Origin of the sequence: Photobacterium jeanii (assembly GCF_001650345.1) — a bacterium.
Taxonomy (GTDB): domain Bacteria; phylum Pseudomonadota; class Gammaproteobacteria; order Enterobacterales; family Vibrionaceae; genus Photobacterium; species Photobacterium jeanii.
On the sequence record NZ_LVHF01000033.1, the window covers coordinates 190,515 to 216,138 of the forward strand.

Below are 25,624 nucleotides of genomic sequence, written 5' to 3' on the forward strand. Positions count from 1 at the left end.
AATGGTTTATTGGATTTACTGATTCACTGGCTTGCGTTTGCAATCACGATGATGACGGTTGCATCGAGTCTTGCGACGACTGGTTTTGCGATGTTGTATTTGCCGCCGACGAGGTCATCTTTTGTTGATGTAAGCCCAGTAAGAAGGCGTATTCCATTGCTTGCGCTGCCATTGCCGTTTTGCGGTTTTTCTGGTGGCCAGCATTGAAATCGGTAGTCAGTAAATAAGGGGCGTTAGCTGTACTTAATGCTTGCAGCTTGGCGATGAATTTCGCCCCTTCCCAATACGGCACTTGGCTATCATTAAGCCCAGTGCGAACTAGCATAGGTGGGTAAGCTTGTGGTTTGAGGTTGTCGTAAGGGCTATAAGTTTTCATCACAGCCAAATCTTTTGTTTTGGCTGGGTTCCCCCACTCTTGGTATTCCTGTTGTGTCAGTGGTAGTGATGGATCAGACATGGTGTTGATCACATCCACAAACGGTGACTGTAGTACAGCACCACTGAAGGTGTTCGGTGCCGCATTAATGGCTGCAGCAACTAAAGTGCCACCAGCACTACCACCAATGGCATAAATCTCACGTGGCTGAGGCAACGCTGAATGGGCATTAGCGCCAGTGCCTGCTGAAATGCTTGGCATGTATTGCTGCATTACTTGAGCAGTCGCAACAAAGTCTTTGATGCTATTAGGTTTATTCAACCCTTTACCTGCTTGATACCATTCGCTGCCGAGGTAGCCGCCACCACGAACATGGGCGATAGCATAAATAGCGCCTTGATCGAGCAAACTGATCACTTGCGGCATAAAGTAAGGTTTCATTGGCGTACCGTAAGCACCGTAGCCGTATAAAAATACAGGGCTGTCTGCGGTGATTTTATCGTGACGAAATGCCAGTGAAACAGGCACTTCAACGCCATTGGCGCGCACCCGAATTTGCTCTGAGTGGTAGTGCTCAGGTGCAATGTTAGGGTAGTTATCTTGTGATAAACGACGCTCTTCACCCGTTTCAATGTCGAGTTCAGACCACGTTGCAGGAGTGGTCATCGACATTGAGCGAATGCGCACAAGGTTACTTTTTGCATCACCATTTTGTGATAGCCATGCGACAGTACCGTTTGCCGTCATTGGGCGACGGAAACGTTCTTTGCCGTTCTGATCCAAGACCACCAGCTCATCACTGCCTTGTTGGCCCAAGATCACCGCGATGCCTTTATCGAACAGATACCAGTTTTTGATTTCAGTGCCTGCTTTTGGCACAAACACAGGTGTGAGCTGTTCAATTTGGCTGCCTAAAGGACCACGGAAAAGTGCCATTTCACCTTGGTGATTACTAAAGCTGATCAGCTGTTGATTCAGAATGTCGCTGTAGTATTCAGTGCCTTTCTCACGCTGTTGAAGCGGTGCAGAAAGCTCGCCAGATGTCAGCGATAGCACGTATTGTTCGCTGGTATCGTGGTTGTTGCTTTGTACTAAGGCATAGTTTTTATCACCAGTTGGGTACAGTGATACCAACCATGCTGGGTTGTCGTCTTGCCAAATGACCTGTGGGTTAGCCGGCTGGTGACGATTAATTTTTACGATCTGAAAAGGGCGATAAGTGTGGGCTTCGTTGGTAACTACATACAGAGCATCACTGTTGGTTGTCCAAGCAATTTCAGTGCTTAAACCAGACGCTAATTCGGTAGCTTTTTGGCTTTTGATGTCAATAAGGCTGAGTGTGTAGTTGCGATCGCCACGGCGATCCTCCAATACCGCAATGGTATTGCGATCAGGGCTGATAGCCCAATGACCAAGCGAGTAGTAGTTCGAGAGTGCAGCGCGTTGGGTGAGGTTAAAAATCACCTCGGCATGATCTTCAGATTCATTAGCAAAGCGACGAACTAATACGCGTTCATCGTTACGCGTTTCAAAACGGTATCGGTAGTCACCATCGATTTTCCATGGTTTTTCCGCCTTTTGTGGTGCGTAGTCCTGCCATTGTTGCAAAAGCTGCTGCTGAATGGGGTGATATTGCGCTAGTGCTTGATCTGCATGCTGGTTTTGTTCAGTAAGAAAATGGCGCACTTGGCGAGATTGACGGCTGTCATCACGTAGCCATGCGAAAGTGTCTGAAACCGATGGAAGTAGCTGTTGCTGAGTTTCTTGTTGTTGAACTGGTGATGGTTGCGAGGGGGCACTCGTCACCGAATCATGACTCAGGGCTGGTTGACTTAGTAATAATCCAGAAATAACGAAAGCAACAGCATTAAGTTTCATAGTTTGGGTTCTTATTTATTTTTATGGCATACAAAGCAGATAGCAAGAAAGTGCTATTCGAAAGGCGGGCATAATGCATCTAAATAAAAATGATATCAATTATCATTTCACTTATTTCATGGTTTTTTTGACATATGCCCATTTTTTATACTGTCACCATGGCTTAAGGCAGTTGATAAGTGCTGAAAATTTGACGGTTAATGCGCAATTGCTTTGATGTGATAGTGATTGTTTATGCCGCTAATTTGATACAACTCAATAACCATGCAAAAAACGTGACTACTCATTATTTGTGTGATGAATGTATAAATCTTATGGATATTAAGTCAGTATCATGTGCGCCAGGTAACATTTGTTTAAACGTAGTCATCAGGGAGATTGATGTGTTTATAGTTGAATTTTTAATTGTTCTTGGTTGTATTTTAGTCGGTGCGCGTATTGGTGGTATCGGTCTAGGTGTGATGGGCGGTGTCGGTTTGGCGGTACTGAGCTTCGTATTTGGGCTGCAACCGACCAGTCCGCCAATCGACGTAATGTTGATGATCATGGCGGTTGTAGCTGCTGCAGCATCAATGCAAGCGGCAGGTGGCTTGGATTACTTAATCAAAATTGCGTCTAACATTTTACGTAAGAATCCACGTCAAATTACTTTCATTGCACCGATTGTGACTTATGTCTTCACCATGATGGCAGGTACAGGTCACGTAGCTTACTCAGTGCTACCTGTTATTGCTGAAGTAAGTCGTCGCAGTGGTGTTCGCCCTGAACGTCCATTAGCAATGGCAGTTATCGCATCACAATTTGCGATTGTTGCTAGCCCAATTGCAGCCGCTGTTGTGGCTTTGGTGGCTTTCCTTGAGCCTCAAGGTATCACGTTAGCCGATGTGCTGATGGTAACCATTCCTGCTACCTTCCTTGGTCTAGCTGCTGCTTGTGTGATTGTGAACAAGCTTGGTAAAGAGCTAAAAGACGATCCTGAATACCAACGCCGTCTTCAAGATCCAGCGTTCCGCGCTGAGATGGAAGAAGAAGTGAAAGTTGAAGAAATCGAAATTAAACCTGAAGCAACACGCGCTGTGTCGCTATTCTTGTTTGGTTCTTTAGCTGTAGTAATCATGGGTGCTTTCCCTTCACTACGTCCAAGTTTTGATGGTCACGTAATGGGTATGGCGCATACGATTGAAATCGTAATGCTTTCTATTGCAGCACTGATTATTTTGATTTGTAAGCCTGACGGTTACGCGATTACACAAGGATCTGTGTTCCACGCGGGTATGCGCGCTATCGTGGCTATTTTCGGTATTGCATGGCTAGGTGACACTCTAATCGGTGGTCATGGCGATATGGTGAAAGAAGCGGTTTCTGGCCTTGTTGAAGTTGCACCATGGACCTTTGCATTTGCGCTATTCGGCCTATCCGTTATGGTGAACAGCCAAGGTGCTACAACAGCAGTACTGGTACCAGTAGCTATCGCACTTGGCCTACCACCAGCAGTGATCATTGCGACATTCGTGGCGGTTAACGGTTACTTCTTCATTCCAAACTACGGTCCTATCATCGCATCAATCGACTTTGACCGCACTGGTACGACTAACATTGGTAAGTTTATCTTTAACCACAGCTTTATGATCCCAGGTTTGCTGAGCATGATTTTCAGCATCATCTTTGGTTTCATCTTCGCAGGTATCGTGTTGTAAGTTCTTCTACTCACATCACTCTATTTACAGCCCCGCAATGCGGGGCTTTTTTTGTCATTTTTTTCGTCGCCCTATCTACACAATTATCTGATCATTTGCTTAGCCTTGTTGGTCTTCATACATTTATTTCAGCTAATAGATCGAGATGTCTCGAAATGCGCTAGGTTCAAATTTGCTCTAGATAAACGGCTTACGTAGGTTCTGTTTATTTAATAGTAGAGGGAATCACTATGTCGTTAAATAGCGTAACTAGGCCTGTCATACTTGATGCATTGTCACGCCAGCAACTAGAGAAACAGTGTCAAAATCGAATGAATTGGTCTGACGGAGGACGCTGGATTGGACAAGGAAAAGCGCCTAATTGCGCGGTAAAAGAGCGACATTCACGTACCCTCTCTCATACCTATAGCTTTCCTACCGATGAGCTTGCGACTAAGTGGAACCTTGAGTGGGAAAAGCGAATTCGACATATGGGGCATATGGGAACGGCTGCGCTTACAACGGGGTTAACTTTGATGACCGGAGGTATGGTTGGTATTACGGTAGGTACAATTGCAGCGATAGTGAAGGATGAGTTACAAGCTGGCATGGGTTACCCTCGAATGGCCCGTGGTAGTAGCTATGAGGTAATCTTTAAGTATGAATTTCAGTGGTCCCCTTACCCTAGCCAAGCCTTTCTTTTATTGACGATTGAGACGCTTGGAAAAAATCATCAAGGTGACATTACATATCAGACTTCAGGTACACGTAAGTATATGTTGAAAGATTTGCCTGATGGATTAGGACGTCGGCTTGCTATGGCACCGTCGCAAAAAACACAGTCAGAGTTTAAATAATTGGCGTTACTTTTTGGCTTTAAAAACGTGTTCGTATATGACACATGCAATGATGAGAATATGAGCCAGAATGAGATCTTCTGTATTGTTGATTAACAGCCAAGAGGCAATAACAGCCAAAGCTGCAACGAGATAAAGGGGAATTAATGTCTTTTTTTTCTGCGGGCTTTTTTTCATTTTCACTCAAGTATCTTGGTTCAGAAAGTGAAGATTGGCATAACTTGGCAGAAATGTTGAACTGGAGTGATGTGAGTAGTGAGCAATACGACAGCCTGTGCTGAATTTTTTTTGAATGTTCATAATTGGTGATAGATTGCTCGCACTTTACACTGTAAATAAAAAGGCTGCTCAGGGCGGTGCAACACCACTGAGCAGCGAAATTTATAGTTATGATATTGTTTTTCTTCTACACGCCCTGTTGTTTCCTGGTGGGCTGACTTCTTGCTCTTGGCTGATTGTTCCTACTCGTGGTTGCCCATTCGATAGGTTCAGCGCGGAGGCTTTACATTAACTCTTCATCATCAAAATCCAGTGTTAGGTCAGTGAAGGAGAAGAGTTGATCGACTTCTTTATGATGCTTGCCCTTACGTTGTCGTACACCCAGTTAAAGATAAAGGCATAGATGGTGATAAAGACAGTCACACCCACATCCATGATGAAGGCTTCAATCATGCTGACTTGTAGGATGTATGCCATGACTGGAATGGTTAAAACCAGCAAGCCGATCTCAAACAAAATGACATGGAAAATACGCAGTTTTATACTGCGTTTTTCTTTATCTTCGGTAAAAAACTTATCGAATACCCAATTGAAAACGAAGTTCCATGCCATTGCGATAGTGGCAATGATTATCATGGTTCCTGATACGGCACTCACTTCATGATCGGTAAATACCATCATCAAAACGATAGATAGGCTGACAGCCAATACTTCAAACAATACAGCGTGAAAAATACGCTCAATCGCTCCCATTTTTCTTTCTCTCTCGATTTTTACAGGTCAACAGTCATGACCTTGTTGGTTTCTCGTGATTAGGTTTCAGTTAATGAAGCCCATGTTAGGCTTAGTGCGCTCTGTGAGCAGGCGGGATTATTGCGTTATGCTTATTGATTGAAAAGTTAACAGCCATCACAACTCGTGATGACTTGCTGGTTAGTGAACTGGCGAGAGTAAGAGGAATGACGATGTACAGTTTCGAGCAGTTAAAGATTTTCGTGACCGTGTGCGAATGTGGCTCTTTTTCTGCAGCGGCACGAAAGTTAAAGCGGGCGCAGTCGGGAGTGAGTCAATCCATAGCCAACTTGGAAATTGCGATAGACCAAGAGCTATTCAACCGTGAAAAGAACACACCGACGTTAACCAAAAATGGTAAGGCGTTGTTACCGATAGCCAAATCGATATTGCATCAACAGCATTATTTTGATCAGAAAGTGGAATCGCTTGAGCGCGAGGATGAGCATGAGCTGGTGGTCGCGATAGAAGAAAGTTTGGTTAACGATGAGTTATTGTCTGTATTTAGCGGTATCGCTGAGCAGTTTCCTATCACTCATATTGATATTGTGTCGGCTTCCACTTTCGACATTATTGCGATGGTGAAAAGCGGTGACGCCCAGCTAGGCGTGATATATACCGATGGTGAGTTTCGTGAAGACATGGACTTTGTCTCCTTGGGTTACAGTCGCTTTATTACCGTCACAGCGCCCGATCATCCGTTGGCGGCGTTATCGTCGGTGAAAAGTCATGACTTACAAGAGTATCGCCAGATCGTGCACCGAAGCTCGCAACAGCAGGAGCTGTGGTTTAGTTATGGGATCAGCAGTAAGACATGGTATGCCAATAGCCATCAAATCATGCTGCAACTGGCGATGAAAGGGCTGGGATGGACAGTGGTGCCAGAGCAGTTAGCGCAAGCGAGTATTGCCCAAGGCAAGCTGGTGGCGTTGCCAATTGATTTTGAACCGCAAGGTTGGCTTACCAGTGTTGGTTGCTTAGTTTCTCGGTCACGCCCAACAGGGCCGGTACTTGAGAGTTTATTGTCATCGTTGCAACGTAATATGGATTTACAGTGATGGAATAAAAAATCGCTCAGCCACGCTATGGTTTCTGAGCGATTCATCACTTAATGATTAGCCTAACTTTTATGTGCTTTTTAACCTGTTAACCCATTTACAAGCAGTCGTTATTGGTTAATTAGCGGTTTGAAGTTGCGGTATTTGCGTTCTCAGCGCTGGCATTAGCCGCATGACTCACTTTATCCACCAAATACAAGATAGAGCGATACTCAATACCGCTATGCGCTGATAAGCCAATCTCACAAGTACGGCTGTTAGAGTAACCTTCATTACAGTTTTCAGGCACTTGAGGCTTCAACGGTGCCAGAGCTGATGCATTGAGTTCAGGGGTAGTGAAGCCCTTATCACCCGCAAAGCCACAGCACAGAATATCTTCAGGAATGATGACTTCTTTGGCACACGCTTCTGTGACTTTTTGCATCACACCTGCTAAGCCATTGCGACGTGAAGTACAGGTGATGTGTAGCATCACAGGTTCTTCTTGCGGTGTAATGGTGAGTTTAGGTAGCACGAAATCCGCCACAAACTTAAACGGCTCTAAAATGGTGATCCCTTGGCGCATGGTTTCTTTGCTTAAGCTTGCGCATGGGCTGGTATCCATCAGAACGGGCAACTTACCTTGTTCTGAAATCTGCCACAGGCTCTGTTCAAGCTCTTGGGCTTTGTCGTTGGCGGTATCAGCAAAACCTTTGCTTTTGTACGGCATACCACAACAAAGGTTGTCGAGTTTTTGTGGCAACACCACTTCATAACCAGCCTTTTCCAGCAGCGAAATCGTCACTTCGGCTAATGGACGCGGATCAGCGGCATTCTTCTCTGTCCCCATGTTGCGTGATGCACAGCTTGGGAAGTAGACCACTTTTTCTTTGCCGATTGTAAAGATGGTTGGGGCTTTCATACTGCCAGCTGAACGAGGCATATGTTCATTCCACAATGGTAGCTTTTCACCACTGAGTTTGTGGGCGGTTTTACTGAGCGCTTTCATGCCTTTGGTGCCAATCACAGAGTGAACACCATTGACGGCACCTAAGCTTAGCTTGGTCGCTTTAGTGACGGTGGAGAAATGCTCCGCTGTCCAGCGAGCGATGGATTTTGCCATCGGAGAGTGCTGCTGACGCAGTTTTCGCATCAAATCGCCAGTATTGATCCCCACAGGACAACGATCGGCACACAAGCCAGTCGCTGCACATGTATCCACCCCTTGGTATTGGAAAGCTTTTTCCATTTCAGCCAAACGGGTTGGATCTTCTTCAGTACGACGCAGGCGGCTAATTTCACGAAACACGGTATTTCGCTGGCGCGGTGTTAGCGAAAGATTGCGCGATGGGCACACCGGCTCACAAAAACCGCATTCGATACATTTGTCGATCAGAGTATCGGCCGCAGGCATGGCTTTGAGATCTTTTACATGGGCTTGATGGTCATCATTGATGATCACCCCAGGGTTTAAGATGCCAGTAACATCGAAGATTTGCTTAATGCGCTGCATTAGTGCGAAGCCTTCTTGACCCCATTCCAGTTCGACGTAAGGTGCCATGTTGCGACCAGTACCGTGCTCTGCTTTGAGTGAGCCTTGGTAATCGACTGCCACTAACTGGGCAACGGCATCCATAAAATCGCTGTAGCGTTGGATCTCTTCTTGGCTATCAAAGGCTTGTGTGAACACAAAGTGAAGGTTACCAGCGAGGGCATGACCAAAGATGATCGCCTCATGGTAGTGGTAACGGGTGAATAGTTCTTGGAGCTCGCGCACGGCTGGCGCCAGTTGTTCGATCGGAAACGCCACGTCTTCAATGATCACCGTGGTCCCCGTTTCACGCACCGCGCCTACAGCAGGGAACAAGCCTTTACGAATACCCCAGAGCTGTGCACAGGTTGTGGTATCTGTACTGAAAGCAACTTGGTGCATCGGTTCAAACAAGCTGATGAGGGTCGAGATAGCGGCATCTTGCCCTTTGAGGTCGTCATCGTTCTCAGCGTGTATCTCGATAAGCAGTGCGGCAGCTTCGGTATTACCTTCTTGCCCTAATTGAGCAATGAAATCAGGCATGCCCGGTTCATCAGCCACAGAAGCCAATGCGCGGCTATCCATCAACTCGACCGCTGCGGCAGTGGTTTTGCTAAGCTCGCTCACTGCGCGACATGTGGTTTCGATATCTTTAAACACATACAAGCCCGATGCTTTGTGGGCGTGATCGATCACTGTGTTATACGTGATATCTGCGATAAACCCGAGCGTCCCTTCTGAACCAATGAAGAGGTGCTGCAAAATATCAATCGGATCGCAGTAGTCGGTGAGGGAGTTAAGGCTATAGCCCGTGGTGTTTTTTAAGCGGTATTTGTGGCGAATTTTATCAGCCAGTTCAGGGGTGTTTTTACAAGCGTCGGCAAGCTCGGCCAAATCATTGAGTAACTCAGCATGAGATTGTTGGAACGCTTGGCGACTTGCTTCATCAAGGGTATTGAGCACAGTACCGTCGGCAAGCACCACTGTCATACCCGCCAGCGTTTGATAGCTGTTTTGCGCAGTGCCACAACACATGCCCGATGCGTTATTCGCCGCGATACCACCAATTTTACAGGTATTGATAGACGCGGGATCGGGGCCGATTTTACGACCATGTGGGGCTAGTAGTTTGTTGGCTTCTGCGCCGATGATCCCCGGTTGCAGAGTGATTTGCTGGGCATCATCGCTGATTTTGTAATTACGCCAATTGTTGGTCAGCGTGATTAGTACCGAATCTGACAAAGCTTGTCCTGACAGGCTCGTACCCGCTGCGCGAAAGGTGACTGGAATAGTGAGTGCGTAGCAGGCTTTGAGCGCAGTCACGACTTCATCAAGCGAGTCGAGCTGCAAAATGATTTTTGGTACTAAGCGGTAAAAACTGGCATCTGTGCCGTAGGCCAGAGTGAGGGTCGGATCAGTAATGATGCGCTTTTTATCAATAGTATTGGCAAGCTGATCAATCAATGTGGTGTAGGGATGTTGCATCTTTTGTGCTCCATGGCGTTCACTGTCTTAATGCTTATCGCGACAGGAAATGCTGGGGTTAATTGTAATTATGGTGTCACTTGGCCTTTTCGGCTTCTTATAACTCATTACATAGGCAGGATATCGATGAGCGGGTCTTTTGTGTTGCGCCCGACTGCCTATTTTGAAAGCTGTTAGATTTAATATTTTAATAACATTTGTTTGGTTGATATACTGCCACCAATACACAAGTTTGTTGCAAAAAGTATACTAATGATGCGAAGCACTGATGATTACTTGATCTTCTATCACCTGATTGAGCAAGGCTCCTTCAGTAAGGCGGCCGATCTGGTGGGGCTCACCAAATCGGTAGTCAGTAAGCGGATCACCCGTTTAGAGCAAGACCTTGGCGTTCAACTCTTATATCGAACAACCCGTAAATTAACGCTGACCGAAGCTGGGGAAGTGTTCTTTGCCCATGCGCGCGAGGTTTATTACTCGGTACAAAACGCCGAGCAAGCGATGAGTGGGTTAGGAGAAAGTCTCACAGGGACGATTCGTATTACAGTACCAACGATCTCAGGCGAGTTATTGTTACCCCAAGCGATCGCTGAATTTAGTGCTAAATATCCTGATATTCATATTGATATGGATTTGGATAACCGCTTTGTCGACATTGTGGCTGAAGGGTTTGACTTGGCTATCCGAACGGGTGCTTTACCTGATTCAAGCTTTATTGCACGGCGGTTAGTTGAGGCGCACTGGGTGATTTGTGGTGCACCTGAATACTTTGCTCGTCAAGGTGTACCGAAAGTGCCCGCGGAGCTTACTCAGCATAATTGCTTAGCTTATAGCTATCAGGAAACGGGCGCTAAAGAATGGTTGTTTAAAGATGATGACAAGCCTTACACCCTTAAAGTGGATGGTAATTTCACGACCAATAATGCCTCGGCATTGCGTCGGGCTGCTCTGTTTGGACAAGGCTTAGTGTATGTCCCTCGGGTGTTGGTGGCGGAAGATTTACAATCAGGAGCCTTAATAGAAGTGTTACAAGAGCAGGTGGGTAAGCGTCTTGGTATTTATGCGATCTATCCCTACACCCGCCATCAACCTATGAAAGTGAAGTTGTTTATTGAGCACCTTTATCAGTGCTATCAGAAACATGAAGCCAAGTTTTCATCGTAAGTTAAATTCGTATAAGCGTACTTAAACCAAACTTAATCTCGAGTAAGAAAAGCGAAAAAAGAAGGGTGAATTGACCTTAGTTTTTTCGCTTTTATTTGATTGGCTGACATTTAGTATATTGGTAATAACAGCGTCATTTTTATACCAGCGTACTCATGATTGCCGCGACAATACCGTAGATTAACATTGGGATCACGGTGCGCTTAATGATATAGCCTTCTTTATTTGCAATGCCCAGAATAGTCGATACCGCAATGATGTTGTTAATGCACACCATATTCCCCATTGCGCCGCCAACGGATTGCAATGCCAAAATAGTGGTTTGTGGTAACCCTACGTTAATTGCAATAGTTTGTTGAATCGCGCCAAAGGTAAGGTTAGAGACTGTTGCTGAGCCTGAGAAGAAAGCACCAAGCGCGCCTAGATATGCGCCTACAAATTGCCAACTGGTCCCCATCAAATCAGAGAAGGCTTGTCCTGTTGTCATGATTGGGGAGTTTTCTCCTCCTGTCATCATGAGCTTTACCATGATCAGTGCACCTACAAGAGCAATGAATGGCATTTTGATCCGGTTTGCGGTTTCCGAAAACATTTGTCTTACCACATGACCTTCCAGTTTAAACAGCGGAATTGAGATTAATACCACCAGTAAAAATGGGATCAGTGCTGGTACATACAGAGTTTTGTAAGCCCATGAAACATCAGTACCGAAAATATGGCTGAGTTTTAGTATCAATGCTTGGCTGATACTGAAATCACCCAATGGTCCCAATGAGAGTGTGAAGATTTCAGTGCTATCGGTGAGTAAAGGCTTGATACCCAACTGCTTGATACGCGTCACGATAAGAATCGTAATGAGCAAAATAGTGGGGGTCATGGCCTTTATTATTTGGCTAAATGGAACAGCCTGATCAGTGCCTTTGCTGTTAGTGCCTAATGGGTTTGAGTGGGAGTTGCTTGTGCGTACTGATACTTGTAAATCCACAGAGGTATCTGCATTTGCAAATGTTTCATTTCCCGTCGCCATTTGAACGCTTTCTTGCGGTTCTTTATGAGCTAAACCAAGGCCAAAGCGAGCCACAACCACAGAGAGAATTAAGCCAATAGCGCCACCAACTAATGCTGGGAATTCATAATTCCATTGCGCCAGCATGAAGTAGGGAACGGTACATGACAGTGTGCTGGTTAAGACAAATAAGTAATTTTGGCGAATTGTTTGCCAGCTTACAATAAAGCGCAGCGCGAGTGGAGGGATAACAAATGCCGCCACAAAGTGGATCAGGGCTGAGATTTTGCCTGTCGCGAGTAATGTTGCGTCATCTAAACCTAAATTTGAAAAACCAAACCAAGTCGGTGTTCCGACTGCGCCGAAGGAAACGGGTACCGAGTTCATTACCAAAGCAAGCATGGCGACTTTGAGTGGATTGAAGCCTAATCCCACGAGAATTGGCGCTGCAATGGCTGCAGGAGTACCAAAACCAGACGCGCCTTCAATCATGAATGCAAACGCCCAACCAATGATCATTAATTGCGCGACTTGATTTTTGCTGATCCCTTCTAGCCAGCGACGAATAATGTCTTCTGAGCCGGAAAGGTAGATCATGCGATTTAACAAAATAGCGCCAGCAACAATTGAAATTGGGGTGATAGCTGAAAGGATACCGGCAATGATGTTGGCGCTAATTAAGGTTAAATCAGTACCAAAGTAAAACAGTTGTAAAGCGCCAACCATTAGGGCTGTGATTGGTAGGGCAATGTGAGAGGGCAACCCGTTTTTCTTGGTCATCATCCAAATAAGAATGATGATAGGGATAATGGATAAAAATAAAGATGTCATGTGCTTCCACTCCATGTGGGTTTATTTATCATTTTGTTGTTTTTATTACACGCAAACTGAAAAAACGTTAATTTTTGTAAGCGGCTTTTTGGTGGGGATGACATTCTAAAGCGGAAAAAATGAATGGCTATGGCTGTTTTTTTGTTTAATAAAGCCTTTTTAGTTGTAAGGGTAAATGTTAATGCTTGTTTTAAATTGTGATAAATACAATGGGCGCAGAGAAAACAAGGGTGTAACACATATTTTGTGTCTAATAGCAGAATTAATTAGGTGATTGCAGGAAACGAAGAAGTGCATAATGACGACTAATTTATTAGACGTATTAGATTAAAAAATAGCAAAATATCGGTGTAGTAAAGCTTAATGATGATCAAGCCATTGAAAGCATTGATGTAATTTTACAACATAATTAGCTTTCATCTTATGATTTGTCCGAGTTTTTGTTATTGAGTTTCAGTGGATGCTTAACGTGCTTACTGATTTTATGGTGATTGAGTTTGCTTAAATGTACTCGTTGAGCGGGTAGGTTGCGAAGTGTTTCTCACAAAACGCTAACATCAATATGGCGCTAGTTTGAATTGGCTTGCTTGGTGTGGTGAATTAAAAACAAACAGCCCATCACACTGTGATGGGCTGTTTGTGTTAAGCCGAGTTTTAATGCGGATAGCCGCTAAACAATGAAGGCTTAGAAAGGTTTGTTAGCAAAACCTGTTACTTCTTTGATACCCATTTCACGGCCGATTGCCGTCATTGGGTGAACAACAACAAGACCTTTTACCGATTTTTTCAGCTTACCCATGTCAGCTTGTTCAGCTTTAGTAAGCGCACGGTTGAATGCCATCGCTTTGATGTCGTTGCCCTTATCGTTTGCTTGACGTGAACGTGTGCCCTTAATGCCATCACGTTTCTTTTCAAGCTTAGCAATTTCAGCTTTGAACTGATCAATCATAGGTTGATCACTACGGCTCATTGCCGCTGCCAGCTTATGACGACACTTGTCTAGGCGGTTATTCACTTGCTGAAGTTCTTGCTTTAGATTCATTTCATTACCTTTGGGTGCTAAATCGACTTGTTGTATCAAGTCTGGTTGAGGCAAGTATAACAAGCTCCCTGCCAGATCCCCAATGATCTGTTGTGTGAACTGTTATGACGGGGTGAACAAGGCACGTGTTGGCAATGGCTAGCCTGCGTATTGCTTTGGGGTTTCGCCAGTATGCTGTTTAAAGAAACTAATGAATGCGCTGTCGCTGGAAAACTCCAGCAAACTGGCGGTGGCAGCCACTGATTTGCCGATACTCAAATGTTCAATGGCTGATAATAAACGCCATTGTTGCCGCCACTCTTGATATGACATCCCGGTATCACGCTGGAAAATGCGGGTGATGGTTTTCTCGCTGGCTCCTATGGATTTCGCCATCTCTTTTAACGAACTGGGTAGCGCTTGCTTGGTTTTTATTGTTTGCCACCACGTCTGTAAGCGCGGGTCTTGTGGGCTAGGTAGGTGCAAATCTTGAACTGGGGCTTGTGTGAGCTCTTGCCAAAATAACGCTAACAAAGTGTGCTGATCGTGTGAGGTCACGCTCCATTGCCAAAAGGCCATTCGTTCAATCAAAGCCCGCAGCAGCTCATTAACACTGACTATGTGAACATTTGCCAGCTGTGGATGGGTTTCCAGTAACGCTTGGTATAACTCAGGTGAAAAATAGATTGAGCGGTACGCGACCACGTTATACATGTGAGCGCGATGGACAGTATTTGGTGGGATCCACGCAGCTCGTGTTGGTGGCAGCACGCATTCCTGTTGTTCAAACGCCAGCGTCATACATCCCTTTGGAGCAAACAAGAGTTGTGCTTTTTGGTGGTGATGAAAGCCAGAGTCATGGCGTCCGACATCGGCAGCGATGCCGACTACATCTGTGGCTAGGGTATCGGGGTTAAAAGGCTTCTCTCCTGTGATCAGCGCCATGGTTTTCCTCGCTCCGTATTAACCAAGAGATGACTGGAATAGAAGATCAGCATACGCCATGAAATACAGCTTGTCTTTATTTTGATGTTTTTTGTCTTAATTGTTGTAACTGGACTTTTGGTGGCTCGATATAGTGTGCGCCATTCGTTGTTACCGAGAGATAAAAGACATGACTCGAAAACCCAATACTTGGTTGATGGCCATTTTGATGATGTTTCCCCAGATCATCGAAACCATTTACAGCCCAGTACTTCCTCATATTGCCGATGCATTTGCTGTAACAGAAGCAACAGCGGCACAGACATTATCTGTCTATTTCACCGCTTTTGCGCTCGGCGTTTTTTGCTGGGGGATGTTAGCGGATTGGCTAGGTCGTCGACCTGCGTTATTACTTGGATTGATAACCTACGGTGTCGGTTCTGTCGTAGCCATTTATGCGCCAAGCTTTGATGTGTTATTGCTGGCTCGGGTGTTATCAGCATTCGGTGCTGCGGTTGGCTCAGTCGTTACTCAGACTATGCTTCGCGATAGTTATGAAGGCACTGATTTAGCTAAGCTGTTTTCTATCATGGGCGCGGCGATTGCACTTAGCCCTGTGATTGGACTAGCAACAGGTGGCAGCTTGGCAAGTCTAGGCGGACACCAATGGGTGTTTAGCTTGTTATTTGTGATGGCATTGGTGCTGTTTATCGTGAGCGCGAAATGGCTGCCTGAAACGCAACCTAAAGATAAACATTTATCATCAAGCCAACGCCCATCAGTGTGGTCTGTGGCGGTAACCATGTGTGGCGATCGTCAACTATGGCTCAATGCCGCGCTTGTCGCTTTGTTCAATATTATGCTGTTTAGTTACTACTCGTTAGCACCGTTTGTATTCACTCGCATGGGCTATGGTTCGGTCGAGTTTGGCTATAGCGGCGTGGTGTTAGCGTTAGGCTGTTTTATCGGCAGTTTGCTAAACAAGCAGTTCCACAGCCGTCAGTTTAAGGCGACTACGCTGATTTTGTTCGCAGCAGTGGGAGCTTTGATTGGTAGCGTCGGTGTGTGGTTGTTGCAAACCAGTTTATGGTTCCTATTGCCAATGATGCTGGTGGTGATCAGCTTTGGTATCGCGATCCCGAATGTATTAAGCCAAGCGCTACAGAACTATAAGCAGGTGGCAGGCACCGCTGGCGCTTTATTTGGCTTAGGTTATTACTTGCTGATTGGTGCGGGCTTGGCGATTGCGGCATGGTGGCAGCAATTGGGACTGGTACTGATAAGTTGTGCCTTATTAGCACTGATTTGCACCTTAGGTTTGTTCCGTCGCACTGCATCTTAGTTTTTAGGGAGCCCTTATTTCAATAAAGTGTCAGCTTGGCTGCTTGGTGTCAGAAAGCCGCTACACTGAGTTAGGGGCACCCTAATAACCGCAAAACAGGCTGGTGGATTATATGATTGCATCAGCCTTGGATTTGCTTGTTTGCAAACTCAGGAGGCTAAGATGGCGCTTTCACACGGTTTAGCGATGGACATCGATCAAAAAGATGATCACTTCTTTATTGAAATCAAAGCGATTGGTACTTTGACGCACGGTGATTTTGAAAAGATCACCCCAATACTGGATGACGCTTTGGCGAGTGTCGAAAAGCCACAAATTGATGCTTATATCGATGGTTCCGACTTTGAAGGTTGGGAGCTACAAGCAGCGTGGGACGATCTTCGCTTGGGTTTAAAGCACGGTAAGAAATTCCATCGTGTGGCGATTTATGGCAATCAGCGTTGGCAAGAAATCATGGCGAAAGTCGGTGGCTGGTTTGTGGCGGGAGAAGTGCGCTATTTCGACGAGCCGCTTGATGCTTTGGCTTGGCTTCGCAGTTAATTGTAGCGCTTTTGCTTATAAGCGCAGAGTCATCAAATAGGTGAATTAAGCGTCATCCAGAGAGTGATAATTGTCACAATAGCTTGATGAATGGTTAGGTGGTTTACTCACCGTATTTGCCGAGTATAATGCCCCCTCTTAGCAAAACGACAACCATTATCAATAAGGACTTCAGTTTGAAGCTATTCGTTAGAGATCTCACCGTTATCGATGCCTCTTACCTGTGTGCAACACGAGGTATGGTAGGGGAAAGCTGGATTCTGGATGTAGTGATGTCTGGTGAGCTAAATGAAATGAGCATGGTGCTTGATTTTGGACGCGTGAAAAAGCAAATTAAGCATTTGGTCGATGAATATGTCGATCACCGTCTGTTGGTGCCGATGCGTGATCCTGCGATGAAGCTGGCTGCAACCAAAGAAGGTTACTCAACCCTAGATCTGCTGCGTGGCGAGAAAGGTATTCACCTCCATTGCCCTGACGAAGCGTTCTGTTTGGTCGATGCTGATGAAATCACCATTGAAACCGTGACTGAGCATGTTTACCAAGTATTGAAAGGTGAATTGCCAGAGAACGTTGAAGGGTTAGAAATTACCTTACGTCACGAGAACATTGATGGTGCGTTTTACCATTACTCTCACGGCTTGAAAAAGCACGATGGTAACTGTCAGCGTATTGCTCACGGTCATCGTTCACCAATCGAATTACTGGTGAATGGTCAGCGTGACAGCGAACGTGAACAAGCATGGGCGCAGCGTTGGCAAGACATTTACCTTGGCTCGCAAGAAGATCAAGTTACGATTGATGAACTTGCTCTAAGCGCACATGCACAAGCGATTAGCGATGAAAGCCACTATGGTTTCCGTTACACCGCGCCGCAAGGTGAGTTTGAATTGGCGATTGCCCGTAGCGAAACAGAAATTTTGCCAACGGACACCACTGTAGAACTATTAGCGGGTTACATTGCCGATGAAGTAAAAGCAACGCTATCAGCAGACGATGCGTTAGACGTTGTTGCTTACGAAGGTGTTGGCAAAGGCGCAATGGCATCGCTATAAGTAGCCTTATGGCTTAGCCGCCAATTAGTTTTCTGAAGTCCCCATCATGCTGTGACAGCTACCTCGCTGTTCATCAACAGAGTGATGGGGATTTTTTATGCCTGCTATTTGGTGCTTTTCTTGCCCGTTCATGCCCTGAGGTACTGATTAAAAAAGGTTAAGGTTCGCTGCCAAGCTTGTTCTGCTTCTGGTTCGGCATAACGGGCGGTGGAGTCGTTATGAAAGCCATGATTTACATCTGGGTAGATGTAAGCGTTATAGTTCGCGTTGATGGCTTTCAAATCGGTTTCGTAATCGGGCCATGTGTCATTAACGCGCTTATCTAAACTCGCAAAGTGAAGTTGAAGTGGCGCTTTGATCTGTGGGCGTATTTCTTTGGCTGCGGGTGTACCATAAAAAGGGACGACAGCATTGAGCGTATCGCCTATGGTGGCGGCTAACATATTGACGACATAGCCACCAAAGCAAAAGCCGACCGCACCGAGTTTTCCGTTACTCTGTGGGTGCGCTTTTAAGAAGTTTGCCGCAGCAATAAAGTCTTGTTCTATTTTGGCGCGGTCCATGCTTTTTTGCATTTCCCTTCCTTGATCATCATTGCCCGGATAACCTCCTAATGGAAACAGTGCATCCGGCGCCATGGCAATGAATCCCGCTTTGGCGAGCCGTCTGGCAACGTCTTTAATATAGGGATTGAGCCCTCGATTTTCATGGATCACCAATACCACAGGCGCACTTTTGGGTATCGGATGCGGCATCACTAGGTATCCTCGACCTTCCCCGTGTCCTTGTGGTGATTGAAAGGTTTGATAGCTAGCACGGATATCAGGATCGTTAAACGACACTTGTTCTGCTTGAGCGTAATTGGGCATCAGGGCTTGAGTGAGTACCGCCATACTCAGCCCAACCACCGCCAAACTTGATAGCCGTGCGAGAAACTCACGACGATCAATAACGCCATGAGCATATTCGTCGTACCAATCAAAGGCTTCTTGCGGAATGGGGTGAGGTTGTGGATCCGATACTTCGGGTTGCGAATAGCGTGATTGCGGTGAAGCCTTATGTTGCGAGCTCATGGTCAGTCCCCTGCGTTTTTTATAAAGCATAGACACAATTTAGGGGATGAGTCGTTGCAGGAGCTGACCATAATTCGTTAGTAAGCGGTTGCTAATTGGTTAGCTTACTCGCTTGTGTTCAAGATGTAGCATGGCTTCCAAGACACTCCCTGCTATTGCGCGTGCTTTATCTGATACTGTCGTGTAATCCGCTTCTGAACCTCTAGGGTCAATATCACCAATTTTAAAGCCTTCACGAACGGTCAGACCGTCGTTCAATAATCCGCGTACCATTCCTCCCAGTGGCGCAATGACCGGGCTGTCACCGATATGGGCAATGACATCACCTTCTTCAACCAGATCGCCGAGTTTAACGTGGTTATGCATCACACCAGAACATGGCGAGCGAAGCACACGTTGGTGTGTGTAGCCCGCAATATTGCCGGGAACGCCAGTATTTGGTTGGGTTGAACCGTGGTAAATCACGCGACCTAAATCATGGCCTCGGTTGGTTTCAATTACGGCATCACAATCTTTACCCGCGGTAAAACCTGGGCCCAAGGCGATGGTGATAGGCGCCATGTCTTTGCGAGTGCCGAGATTGTGCTTGGCAAGAATCGCGTCGACCAAGAAGGTTGGCTTGAGAGTATCAGCCGAGGTGCAATCTTCATCGATCACAACCGGAATTTGGTTGCGGTCAATGATATCGAACACTTCGCTTTTGTTGTTGGCTTTGCACGCTGTGATCCCTTCCACTTCGACGGGGCTGCCATATAAGCACTGCGCGAACGATACGCCGCAGCGAATCATGGTGGGTTTGGCGATATCTGTCATCACGACTTTGTAGCCGGCATTGAATAGGCGAACAGCAACACCTGTTGATATGTCACCCGCGCCGCGTAGTAAAACCAATTTATTGCGGTTAAGGCGGGCATCATCTTTCATTTGGCCGCCTACTGACTCATGTTTCACCTTGAGGATTTCAGCCATTATGCTGATGGCGATCTCCTCCGGTGTTTCTGCGCCGATATTGAAACCGATAGGGGAGTGGATATTTTTGATCCTATCTTCATTGACGCCGCTTTGGCGTAGGTGAGTAAAGAGCGCCTGTACTTTTCGACGACTTGCCATAAGGCCGGTATAGCGAGTTTCACAATCGACGACTTTGGATATGGCATCTTGATCTTGGTGATTCGTCGCGATGACGACATAGCTGTCTTTGTTGATATCGAGCTGTTCGATGGCTTGTACCATAGTCTCGCCGAGTAGACGTTTGGTACCGATTGGAAAATGTTCTTCAGCAAGACTATCAGCATAAGCATCGGCGACCGAAATATCGAAACCCAGTACGTGGGCGGCTTGGGCAACGGCACGGTTGACGTGTCCTGCGCCAATAAGAATCAAACTAGGACGTAAGCCGTAAACGTCGATAAATACTGTCATCGCGCCACCGCAATCCATCCCCATAGCATCAGGGCCACTGCGGGTCATACGTCCTTTCACAACGCGCGGCTTTCTCTCTTGTAGCGCTTCCAAGGCTTGCTCGATCACATATCGCTCAATCATTCCCCCGCCGACTGTGCCTGCGATGGTGCCATCAGCCCTGATGATCATCTGGCCTGAATGGCGCGGTGCAGAGCCGCGGGTTTCTATGATATTGGCAAGTGCGAATGGCACGTTCTCTTGTTCTAGTTGGGCTGCCTTGGCAAAGATATTCATGTTCTATGACCTCTGTACTGACGAAGTCAGGTAGCTGCTATGATTCAGTGGCATGACTCAGTAGCATTAGCTACTTGTTCCTTCAAAATAACGTTTTTGATTGGTGTTTCCGCCTGCATTTCCGTTAGCCAAACTGCGTTGAGTTGCGGGCTGTTTGCCAGCACTTCTTCGGCTATCTTGCTTACGGTTTGGGCATCGTTGGCGAGATCCATTTTGTTTATCAACCAAATCTTTTTTGCTGTTTTTGGGGTTGATTTAAAGAGTCCTTGTGGATGAGATACCAACCGCTGCAATACTTGAGTGTCTATCACCTCACCCGGTTGGCATTTTGTAATGGCTGAGAAAGCTGGCCAACGGTGGATGTGACAGGGCATTGCTTTGCGGTTGATGGCTTCTGCGCCAGTGACACCAATCACCATGTTTGAATAACTAGGAATGCAAGGTTCATTCCTATCAGGCGCTTTTATTGGTAGTGAGTGCGCACCATCGCCTTCAATAATAAAAACAGTGAAGGGACAGTGGTTTTCGATAAATTTTATCTCTTTTTCAGATAAGCCTAATACTTTAGGTTGGGGCGTTTTTAAATGATCCGTTATCAAAGATTTGTAGACGAAAGTGATTGTAGGCTCACAAATACCAAAAGCGTGTTGTGCTGAAAAATGATAAACGCTATTTATTTCGTCGATAGGAATAATAGAGTCAGCTTGTTCTTGAGTAGGCAAATACATTTTTGTCGTTGTTGTTACACATACCGAACAGCCCCATTGCTTGAACTTTTTCGCTAGCCAAAATGCAGCGGATGTTTTTCCTCCCCCACCGACCAAAGTAATATATAAAGGGCTATCTTTAGATGTTAAAGTGTATTGATATAACTCAGGCAAGATATATTCACTTGGATTGTTTTCAATTAATCGTGTCTTCATCTGATAAACCATAAATGTTATTTAATGGGTTTCTTTATTATGGATAAATCGTTAAGTCCCAAGCGTATAGACTGCGTGATACCTGCGGCAGGTTTATCATCAAGGATGGGAAGTTGGAAGCTCATGCTACCTTACCAACAGCATACAATCCTTGATGCAAGTATCGAAAACACGCTCTCATTTTGTAGTCGAGTTATCTTGGTTGTGGGCTATAGAAGGTTAGAACTTATTGAAAAGTATAAGGATAATGAAAGAATTTTATTGGTGCACAATGAGAGTTACAAACAGGGGATGTTTAGTTCTATTCAGCAGGGCGTTAAGCATGTAGAGAGTGATAGCTTTTTCATTACCCATGGCGATATGCCTTGTATTCCCTCGTCTATATTTCAACAATTATGGTCAGCACGAGGCAGTTGTACTGTGTTTCCTGGTAGTCCCACACGACCGGGCCATCCAGTGCTGATCCCTCAGAGGTTGAAACATACAGTGATGCATGCCGATGTGAAATCATCGATGAAAGCCATTCTCTTTAGTGAGCAAGCTAAATATTTAGAGATGGATGTAGAAGAAATATATTTAGATGTCGATACGCCAAAAGCTTATAAATATTTGTGTCAAAGGTCACATCAGAACTATCAAATTGATAGTTGATTTTGGCGTTATTATTAATGTGATAGAAATAGCATGTTGATATCACATTTTATCATAGTTTCTATTTAATCCTGTTTTTTCATTTTATCGCTAATATCTATCAGTATGATTTATATCAAACTGATAGCTTTTTATTAATATGATAGCTTTTTCCTTTAATTAATAATCATCCTCATTTGTAGATTGTATTTATTGCAGGTTTCTTGGTGTAAATAAATTCAGTTCTTTTTCTCTAGTGATAAATCACGTTGAATTTTCGACTTCGCTCACGAAATTAATTAATAAATTACTAGGTTTTAATCCGGTTAAAAAGTTTGGCTTAGTAGTTGCTCTTTAGTTAATAACGTATTTATGCGGTTTTGCCCTACACATTGTGTAAATAAACGTGCCTGGAAGAACAAGAATAACATCAAGGAGATCTATCATGGGAGACATCATGCGTCCCGTTCCGTTCGGTGAGCTACTTAACCGAATGTTCAGTGAATATAAGCAGAGTAAATCTATCTTCGGTATTCCAGAACAACAGTTCTACCGTAAAACGAGTAACACCTCGTTGTCGGTATGGGGAGAGTATTGTGAAACCCCTGTTGGTCCTGCCGCTGGACCACATACTCAACTTGCCCAAAATATCATTACATCATGGTTAGCTGGCGGTCGTTTCATGGAGCTGAAAACCGTCCAGAAGCTTGATCAACTTGAGCTCGCAAAGCCATGTATAGATGCGGAAGATGAGTGTTTCAATACCGAATGGTCGACCGAATTTACACTTATCAAAGCGTATGATGAGTATCTGAAAGCGTGGATGGCCTTACACCTACTAGAAGAGGTGTTTGCGCCGAGAACAGACGGTGAGAATAAGTCATTTATCTTCAATATGAGTGTGGGTTATGACTTGTCTGGAATCCAAACGCCAGCAATGCAGACATACATCCACGATATGCTGGATGCGAGTGAGCACCCCAATTTTTCCCGCTATACCAACGAGCTGAAAGCTTTCATCCTAGATCCTGAGTTTATTCATGAGTATCAGCTAGAAGATAGACGCGATCGTTTGAATGCCATGATCGATGCTATTCCTGCCCAGTTAACCCGTGGTGTCACCCTTTCTACTATGCACGGCTGTCCTCCTCATGAAATTGAAGCGATTTGTCGCTACATGATCGAAGAGAAAGGGATCAACACCTTTGTTAAGTTAAACCCAACGTTATTGGGCTTTGAACGTGTCCGTGGGATCCTCGACAACGCTGGCTTTGATTATGTTGCGCTGAGTGAAGCGTCTTTTAGTAATGATCTTCAAATTGAAGATGCTAAAGCCATGCTTCACCGTTTGGTCGATCTTGGTAAAGACAAAGGGATCGGCTTTGGCGTTAAACTCACCAACACCCTAGGTACGCTCAATAAAAAAGGTCGCCTACCTGATAAAGAAATGTACATGTCAGGCCGTGCCTTGTTCCCGTTATCTATCAATGTCGCGTTAGAACTCTCTCGCGAATTCAACGGTACACTGCCAATTTCATACTCGGGCGGTGCCAGCAAATTCAATATTCGCGAAATCTTCGAAGCAGGGATCCGTCCTATCACCATGGCGACTGACTTGCTGAAACCGGGTGGTTACCTTCGCTTGTCTGACTGTGCCAAAGAGCTAGAAGGCAGTGATGAGTGGGGCATGGGCAAAGTGGATTTGGTTAAGCTTGAAGCCTTGGCGGTGAAATCCCTCGATGCCGATTACGTCCAGAAACAGTGGCGTGGCCCTGAAGAAATCAGTGTTAAGAAAGCCGTACCTCTGACTGACTGTTATGTCGCCCCTTGTGTGACGGCGTGTCCGATTAGTCAGGATATTCCAGAATATATCCGCTTGATGGGTGAGCATAAGTACACCGAAGCGCTTGAAGTCATTTACGCCCGTAACGCTTTGCCTTCTATCACGGGGCATATTTGTGATCACCAGTGCCAGTACAACTGTACTCGTCGTGATTACGAAGGTGCGCTCAATATCCGTGAGATGAAGAAAATCGCATTGTCCAAAGGCTGGGATGAGTATAAAGCCAAATGGCATCAGCCAAACCTAGATACAGCCAAACACCCTGTTGCGGTGATCGGTGCCGGTCCTGCGGGGCTTTCTGCGGCTTATTTCATGGCACGTGCGGGTCACCCTGTTACCGTGTTTGAGAAAGAACAAAATGCTGGTGGGGTGGTGAAGAATATTATCCCTCAGTTCCGTATTCCTGCGGAAGCGATAGAGCACGATATCCAGTTCGTGAAAGATCACGGGGTGAATATTGAGTACGGCTGTAACCCAGCGCTGACGGTAGATGCCCTTAAACAAAGTGGTTTCAAATACGTCTGCTTGGGGATAGGTGCAGACAAAGGCAACCCAATTGCGCTATCTGGTGGTAACACCAATATCTACAAATCACTGGAATTCTTACGCAGTTTCAACGATGGCGACGAGCTCAAACTTGGCAAACATGTGGCGGTTGTTGGGGCTGGTAACACCGCCATGGACAGTGCCCGTGCTGCCCTGAAAGTTGATGGTGTTGAGAAGGTGACGATTCTTTATCGCCGTACTATCGCGGAAATGCCAGCCTACAAAGAAGAATATGAAGAAGCGGTAGAAGATGGCGTGCAGTTCATGTTCTTAACCAACCCTGAGCAATTTGAGGCGGGTGGTAAGTTGACCGCGCGCGTCATGGAGCTGGGTGAGCCCGATGAGAAAGGACGCCGCCGTCCTGTTGCGACTGACATGACGATTGAGCTTCAAGTCGATGCCTTGATCACTGCGGTGGGTGAGCAATCAAATTGCGAAGTGCTCTCTCGCATGGGGATCCCGATGGGAGCCGATGGCTGGCCTGTCGTCGACAAAGATAGCGGTGAAACCGAGGTTGAAAATGTGTTCTTGATGGGTGATGCCCAGACAGGCCCATCGTCAATCGTGTCGGCAATTTCAGGTGGTCGCAAAGCGGCAACAACCATCTTGGCCCGTGAAGCACAGGCCGATGAGCAACTAGAAGCGAAATCTGATGTGCAGGTTGAAGCGGTATACGCACGTAAAGGTGATATCCAAGTTAAGTTGATTGCAGCCAACCAACTGGAAGAAGCCGACCGTGAAGCGTTCATCGATCAAGAAGCAAAACGCTGTTTGGAATGTTCGTACATTTGCAGCAAGTGTGTCGATGTTTGTCCGAACCGCGCCAATATTTCACTGCCAATTCCGGGCTTCCGTGATCAGTTCCAGACATTACACCTCGATGCGTACTGTAATGAATGTGGTAACTGTGCTCAGTTCTGCCCATGGGATAGCAAGCCGTACAAAGACAAGTTCACGCTATTTAACTTGCGTGAAGACTTTGCCAACAGCACCAACGCCGGATTCTTCGTTGATGGTGAGGAGGTCTTGGTTCGCAGTCACAGTGAGATTTATTCCTTCCGTATTAATGAGCAGGGCAATGTGGAGATGCCAGAATCGCTCGCCGATGAAGCGACGATTATTAACTATGTCATGGCTAACCACAGCTACTTGCTTGGCAAAGTAGACGTTTAGTGAG

General features: G+C 45.8%; 19 protein-coding genes. 10 read left to right on the forward strand and 9 right to left on the reverse strand.

The window, feature by feature from the left end:
- Nucleotides 1-43: 43 nt before the first annotated feature.
- Nucleotides 44-2,254, reverse strand: a complete 2,211-nt coding sequence (locus A3K86_RS18430; protein WP_068334799.1) for a prolyl oligopeptidase family serine peptidase — start codon at nucleotides 2,252-2,254, stop codon at nucleotides 44-46.
- A gap of 383 nt (nucleotides 2,255-2,637) precedes the next feature.
- Between A3K86_RS18430 and A3K86_RS18435 the strand changes: the two genes are divergently transcribed.
- The 3 genes from A3K86_RS18435 (at nucleotide 2,638) to A3K86_RS23090 (ending at nucleotide 5,068) form a co-directional block, all read left to right on the forward strand.
- Nucleotides 2,638-3,951: an anaerobic C4-dicarboxylate transporter family protein gene (locus A3K86_RS18435; RefSeq protein ID WP_068334802.1), complete on the forward strand. Its 1,314-nt coding sequence runs from the start codon at nucleotides 2,638-2,640 to the stop codon at nucleotides 3,949-3,951.
- Between the two features lie 230 nt (nucleotides 3,952-4,181).
- Nucleotides 4,182-4,787, forward strand: coding sequence for a hypothetical protein (locus A3K86_RS18440; protein ID WP_068334805.1), 606 nt, complete (start codon nucleotides 4,182-4,184; stop codon nucleotides 4,785-4,787).
- Nucleotides 4,788-4,933: 146 nt separating this feature from the next.
- Nucleotides 4,934-5,068 (forward strand): hypothetical protein, encoded by a 135-nt coding sequence (locus tag A3K86_RS23090; RefSeq protein ID WP_269747618.1) that lies wholly within the window; start codon nucleotides 4,934-4,936, stop codon nucleotides 5,066-5,068.
- A gap of 253 nt (nucleotides 5,069-5,321) precedes the next feature.
- Here A3K86_RS23090 and A3K86_RS18445 read toward each other — a convergent pair whose 3' ends face one another.
- Nucleotides 5,322-5,759 (reverse strand): PACE efflux transporter, encoded by a 438-nt coding sequence (locus tag A3K86_RS18445; protein ID WP_068334808.1) that lies wholly within the window; start codon nucleotides 5,757-5,759, stop codon nucleotides 5,322-5,324.
- Nucleotides 5,760-5,971: 212 nt separating this feature from the next.
- Here A3K86_RS18445 and A3K86_RS18450 point away from each other — a divergent pair, with 212 nt between their 5' ends.
- Nucleotides 5,972-6,856, forward strand: a complete 885-nt coding sequence (locus A3K86_RS18450; RefSeq protein WP_068334811.1) for a LysR family transcriptional regulator — start codon at nucleotides 5,972-5,974, stop codon at nucleotides 6,854-6,856.
- Between the two features lie 121 nt (nucleotides 6,857-6,977).
- Here the strand turns inward: A3K86_RS18450 and A3K86_RS18455 are convergent, their stop codons facing one another.
- On the reverse strand, nucleotides 6,978-9,851 hold the full coding sequence (locus A3K86_RS18455) for an FAD-binding and (Fe-S)-binding domain-containing protein (RefSeq protein WP_068334814.1): 2,874 nt from the start codon (nucleotides 9,849-9,851) through the stop codon (nucleotides 6,978-6,980).
- A 255-nt stretch (nucleotides 9,852-10,106) separates the two neighbouring features.
- Here A3K86_RS18455 and A3K86_RS18460 point away from each other — a divergent pair, with 255 nt between their 5' ends.
- A complete protein-coding gene (locus A3K86_RS18460; protein ID WP_068337007.1) occupies nucleotides 10,107-11,015 on the forward strand; it encodes a LysR family transcriptional regulator in 909 nt (302 codons plus the stop codon).
- 139 nt (nucleotides 11,016-11,154) lie between these two features.
- Here A3K86_RS18460 and A3K86_RS18465 read toward each other — a convergent pair whose 3' ends face one another.
- From A3K86_RS18465 to A3K86_RS18475, 3 genes are all read right to left on the reverse strand, one after another.
- Nucleotides 11,155-12,852, reverse strand: coding sequence for an L-lactate permease (locus tag A3K86_RS18465; RefSeq protein ID WP_068334817.1), 1,698 nt, complete (start codon nucleotides 12,850-12,852; stop codon nucleotides 11,155-11,157).
- 685 nt (nucleotides 12,853-13,537) lie between these two features.
- A complete protein-coding gene (locus tag A3K86_RS18470; protein WP_068337010.1) occupies nucleotides 13,538-13,894 on the reverse strand; it encodes a YibL family ribosome-associated protein in 357 nt (118 codons plus the stop codon).
- A 138-nt stretch (nucleotides 13,895-14,032) separates the two neighbouring features.
- Entirely contained in the window at nucleotides 14,033-14,818 is a 786-nt protein-coding gene (locus A3K86_RS18475; protein WP_068334820.1) for an AraC family transcriptional regulator, read from the reverse strand.
- A 169-nt stretch (nucleotides 14,819-14,987) separates the two neighbouring features.
- Between A3K86_RS18475 and A3K86_RS18480 the strand changes: the two genes are divergently transcribed.
- The 3 genes from A3K86_RS18480 to A3K86_RS18490 all read left to right on the forward strand — a co-directional run bounded on the left by A3K86_RS18480 (nucleotide 14,988) and on the right by A3K86_RS18490 (nucleotide 17,734).
- Nucleotides 14,988-16,139 (forward strand): multidrug effflux MFS transporter, encoded by a 1,152-nt coding sequence (locus A3K86_RS18480; RefSeq protein ID WP_068334823.1) that lies wholly within the window; start codon nucleotides 14,988-14,990, stop codon nucleotides 16,137-16,139.
- 162 nt (nucleotides 16,140-16,301) lie between these two features.
- The gene (locus A3K86_RS18485; protein ID WP_068334826.1) at nucleotides 16,302-16,679 is read left to right on the forward strand and encodes a SpoIIAA family protein; all 378 of its coding nucleotides are present in this window, start codon (nucleotides 16,302-16,304) and stop codon (nucleotides 16,677-16,679) included.
- Between the two features lie 176 nt (nucleotides 16,680-16,855).
- Entirely contained in the window at nucleotides 16,856-17,734 is an 879-nt protein-coding gene (locus tag A3K86_RS18490) for a 6-pyruvoyl trahydropterin synthase family protein (protein ID WP_068334829.1), read from the forward strand.
- Nucleotides 17,735-17,862: 128 nt separating this feature from the next.
- Here A3K86_RS18490 and A3K86_RS18495 read toward each other — a convergent pair whose 3' ends face one another.
- The 3 genes from A3K86_RS18495 to yqeC all read right to left on the reverse strand — a co-directional run bounded on the left by A3K86_RS18495 (nucleotide 17,863) and on the right by yqeC (nucleotide 21,428).
- Nucleotides 17,863-18,807, reverse strand: coding sequence for a dienelactone hydrolase family protein (locus A3K86_RS18495; protein ID WP_068334832.1), 945 nt, complete (start codon nucleotides 18,805-18,807; stop codon nucleotides 17,863-17,865).
- Nucleotides 18,808-18,906: 99 nt separating this feature from the next.
- On the reverse strand, nucleotides 18,907-20,505 hold the full coding sequence (gene yqeB / locus A3K86_RS18500; protein ID WP_068334835.1) for a selenium-dependent molybdenum cofactor biosynthesis protein YqeB: 1,599 nt from the start codon (nucleotides 20,503-20,505) through the stop codon (nucleotides 18,907-18,909).
- A gap of 44 nt (nucleotides 20,506-20,549) precedes the next feature.
- Nucleotides 20,550-21,428: a selenium cofactor biosynthesis protein YqeC gene (yqeC, locus tag A3K86_RS18505; RefSeq protein WP_084406680.1), complete on the reverse strand. Its 879-nt coding sequence runs from the start codon at nucleotides 21,426-21,428 to the stop codon at nucleotides 20,550-20,552.
- A 39-nt stretch (nucleotides 21,429-21,467) separates the two neighbouring features.
- Here yqeC and mocA point away from each other — a divergent pair, with 39 nt between their 5' ends.
- Both mocA and ygfK read left to right on the forward strand, forming a co-directional pair.
- Nucleotides 21,468-22,079, forward strand: coding sequence for a molybdenum cofactor cytidylyltransferase (mocA, locus tag A3K86_RS18510; protein WP_068337017.1), 612 nt, complete (start codon nucleotides 21,468-21,470; stop codon nucleotides 22,077-22,079).
- Nucleotides 22,080-22,503: 424 nt separating this feature from the next.
- Nucleotides 22,504-25,620 carry a putative selenate reductase subunit YgfK gene (gene ygfK, locus A3K86_RS18515; protein ID WP_068334838.1) on the forward strand — a complete coding sequence of 1,039 codons (3,117 nt, stop codon included), beginning with the start codon at nucleotides 22,504-22,506 and terminating at the stop codon, nucleotides 25,618-25,620.
- Nucleotides 25,621-25,624 lie beyond the last annotated feature (4 nt).

Bases quoted from the DNA above. Each gene is read 5' to 3' on its own strand.
- A3K86_RS18445 (WP_068334808.1), bottom strand. From the start codon at position 5,759: ATGGGAGCGATTGAGCGTATTTTTCACGCTGTATTGTTTGAAGTATTG.
- A3K86_RS18480 (WP_068334823.1), top strand. From the start codon at position 14,988: ATGACTCGAAAACCCAATACTTGGTTGATGGCCATTTTGATGATGTTT.
- A3K86_RS18475 (WP_068334820.1), bottom strand. From the start codon at position 14,818: ATGGCGCTGATCACAGGAGAGAAGCCTTTTAACCCCGATACCCTAGCC.
- A3K86_RS23090 (WP_269747618.1), top strand. From the start codon at position 4,934: ATGTCTTTTTTTTCTGCGGGCTTTTTTTCATTTTCACTCAAGTATCTT.
- A3K86_RS18495 (WP_068334832.1), bottom strand. From the start codon at position 18,807: ATGAGCTCGCAACATAAGGCTTCACCGCAATCACGCTATTCGCAACCC.
- ygfK (WP_068334838.1), top strand. From the start codon at position 22,504: ATGGGAGACATCATGCGTCCCGTTCCGTTCGGTGAGCTACTTAACCGA.
- A3K86_RS18470 (WP_068337010.1), bottom strand. From the start codon at position 13,894: ATGAATCTAAAGCAAGAACTTCAGCAAGTGAATAACCGCCTAGACAAG.
- A3K86_RS18465 (WP_068334817.1), bottom strand. From the start codon at position 12,852: ATGACATCTTTATTTTTATCCATTATCCCTATCATCATTCTTATTTGG.
- yqeB (WP_068334835.1), bottom strand. From the start codon at position 20,505: ATGAATATCTTTGCCAAGGCAGCCCAACTAGAACAAGAGAACGTGCCA.
- A3K86_RS18440 (WP_068334805.1), top strand. From the start codon at position 4,182: ATGTCGTTAAATAGCGTAACTAGGCCTGTCATACTTGATGCATTGTCA.
- A3K86_RS18460 (WP_068337007.1), top strand. From the start codon at position 10,107: ATGCGAAGCACTGATGATTACTTGATCTTCTATCACCTGATTGAGCAA.
- A3K86_RS18430 (WP_068334799.1), bottom strand. From the start codon at position 2,254: ATGAAACTTAATGCTGTTGCTTTCGTTATTTCTGGATTATTACTAAGT.
- A3K86_RS18485 (WP_068334826.1), top strand. From the start codon at position 16,302: ATGGCGCTTTCACACGGTTTAGCGATGGACATCGATCAAAAAGATGAT.
- A3K86_RS18450 (WP_068334811.1), top strand. From the start codon at position 5,972: ATGTACAGTTTCGAGCAGTTAAAGATTTTCGTGACCGTGTGCGAATGT.
- mocA (WP_068337017.1), top strand. From the start codon at position 21,468: ATGGATAAATCGTTAAGTCCCAAGCGTATAGACTGCGTGATACCTGCG.
- yqeC (WP_084406680.1), bottom strand. From the start codon at position 21,428: ATGAAGACACGATTAATTGAAAACAATCCAAGTGAATATATCTTGCCT.
- A3K86_RS18455 (WP_068334814.1), bottom strand. From the start codon at position 9,851: ATGCAACATCCCTACACCACATTGATTGATCAGCTTGCCAATACTATT.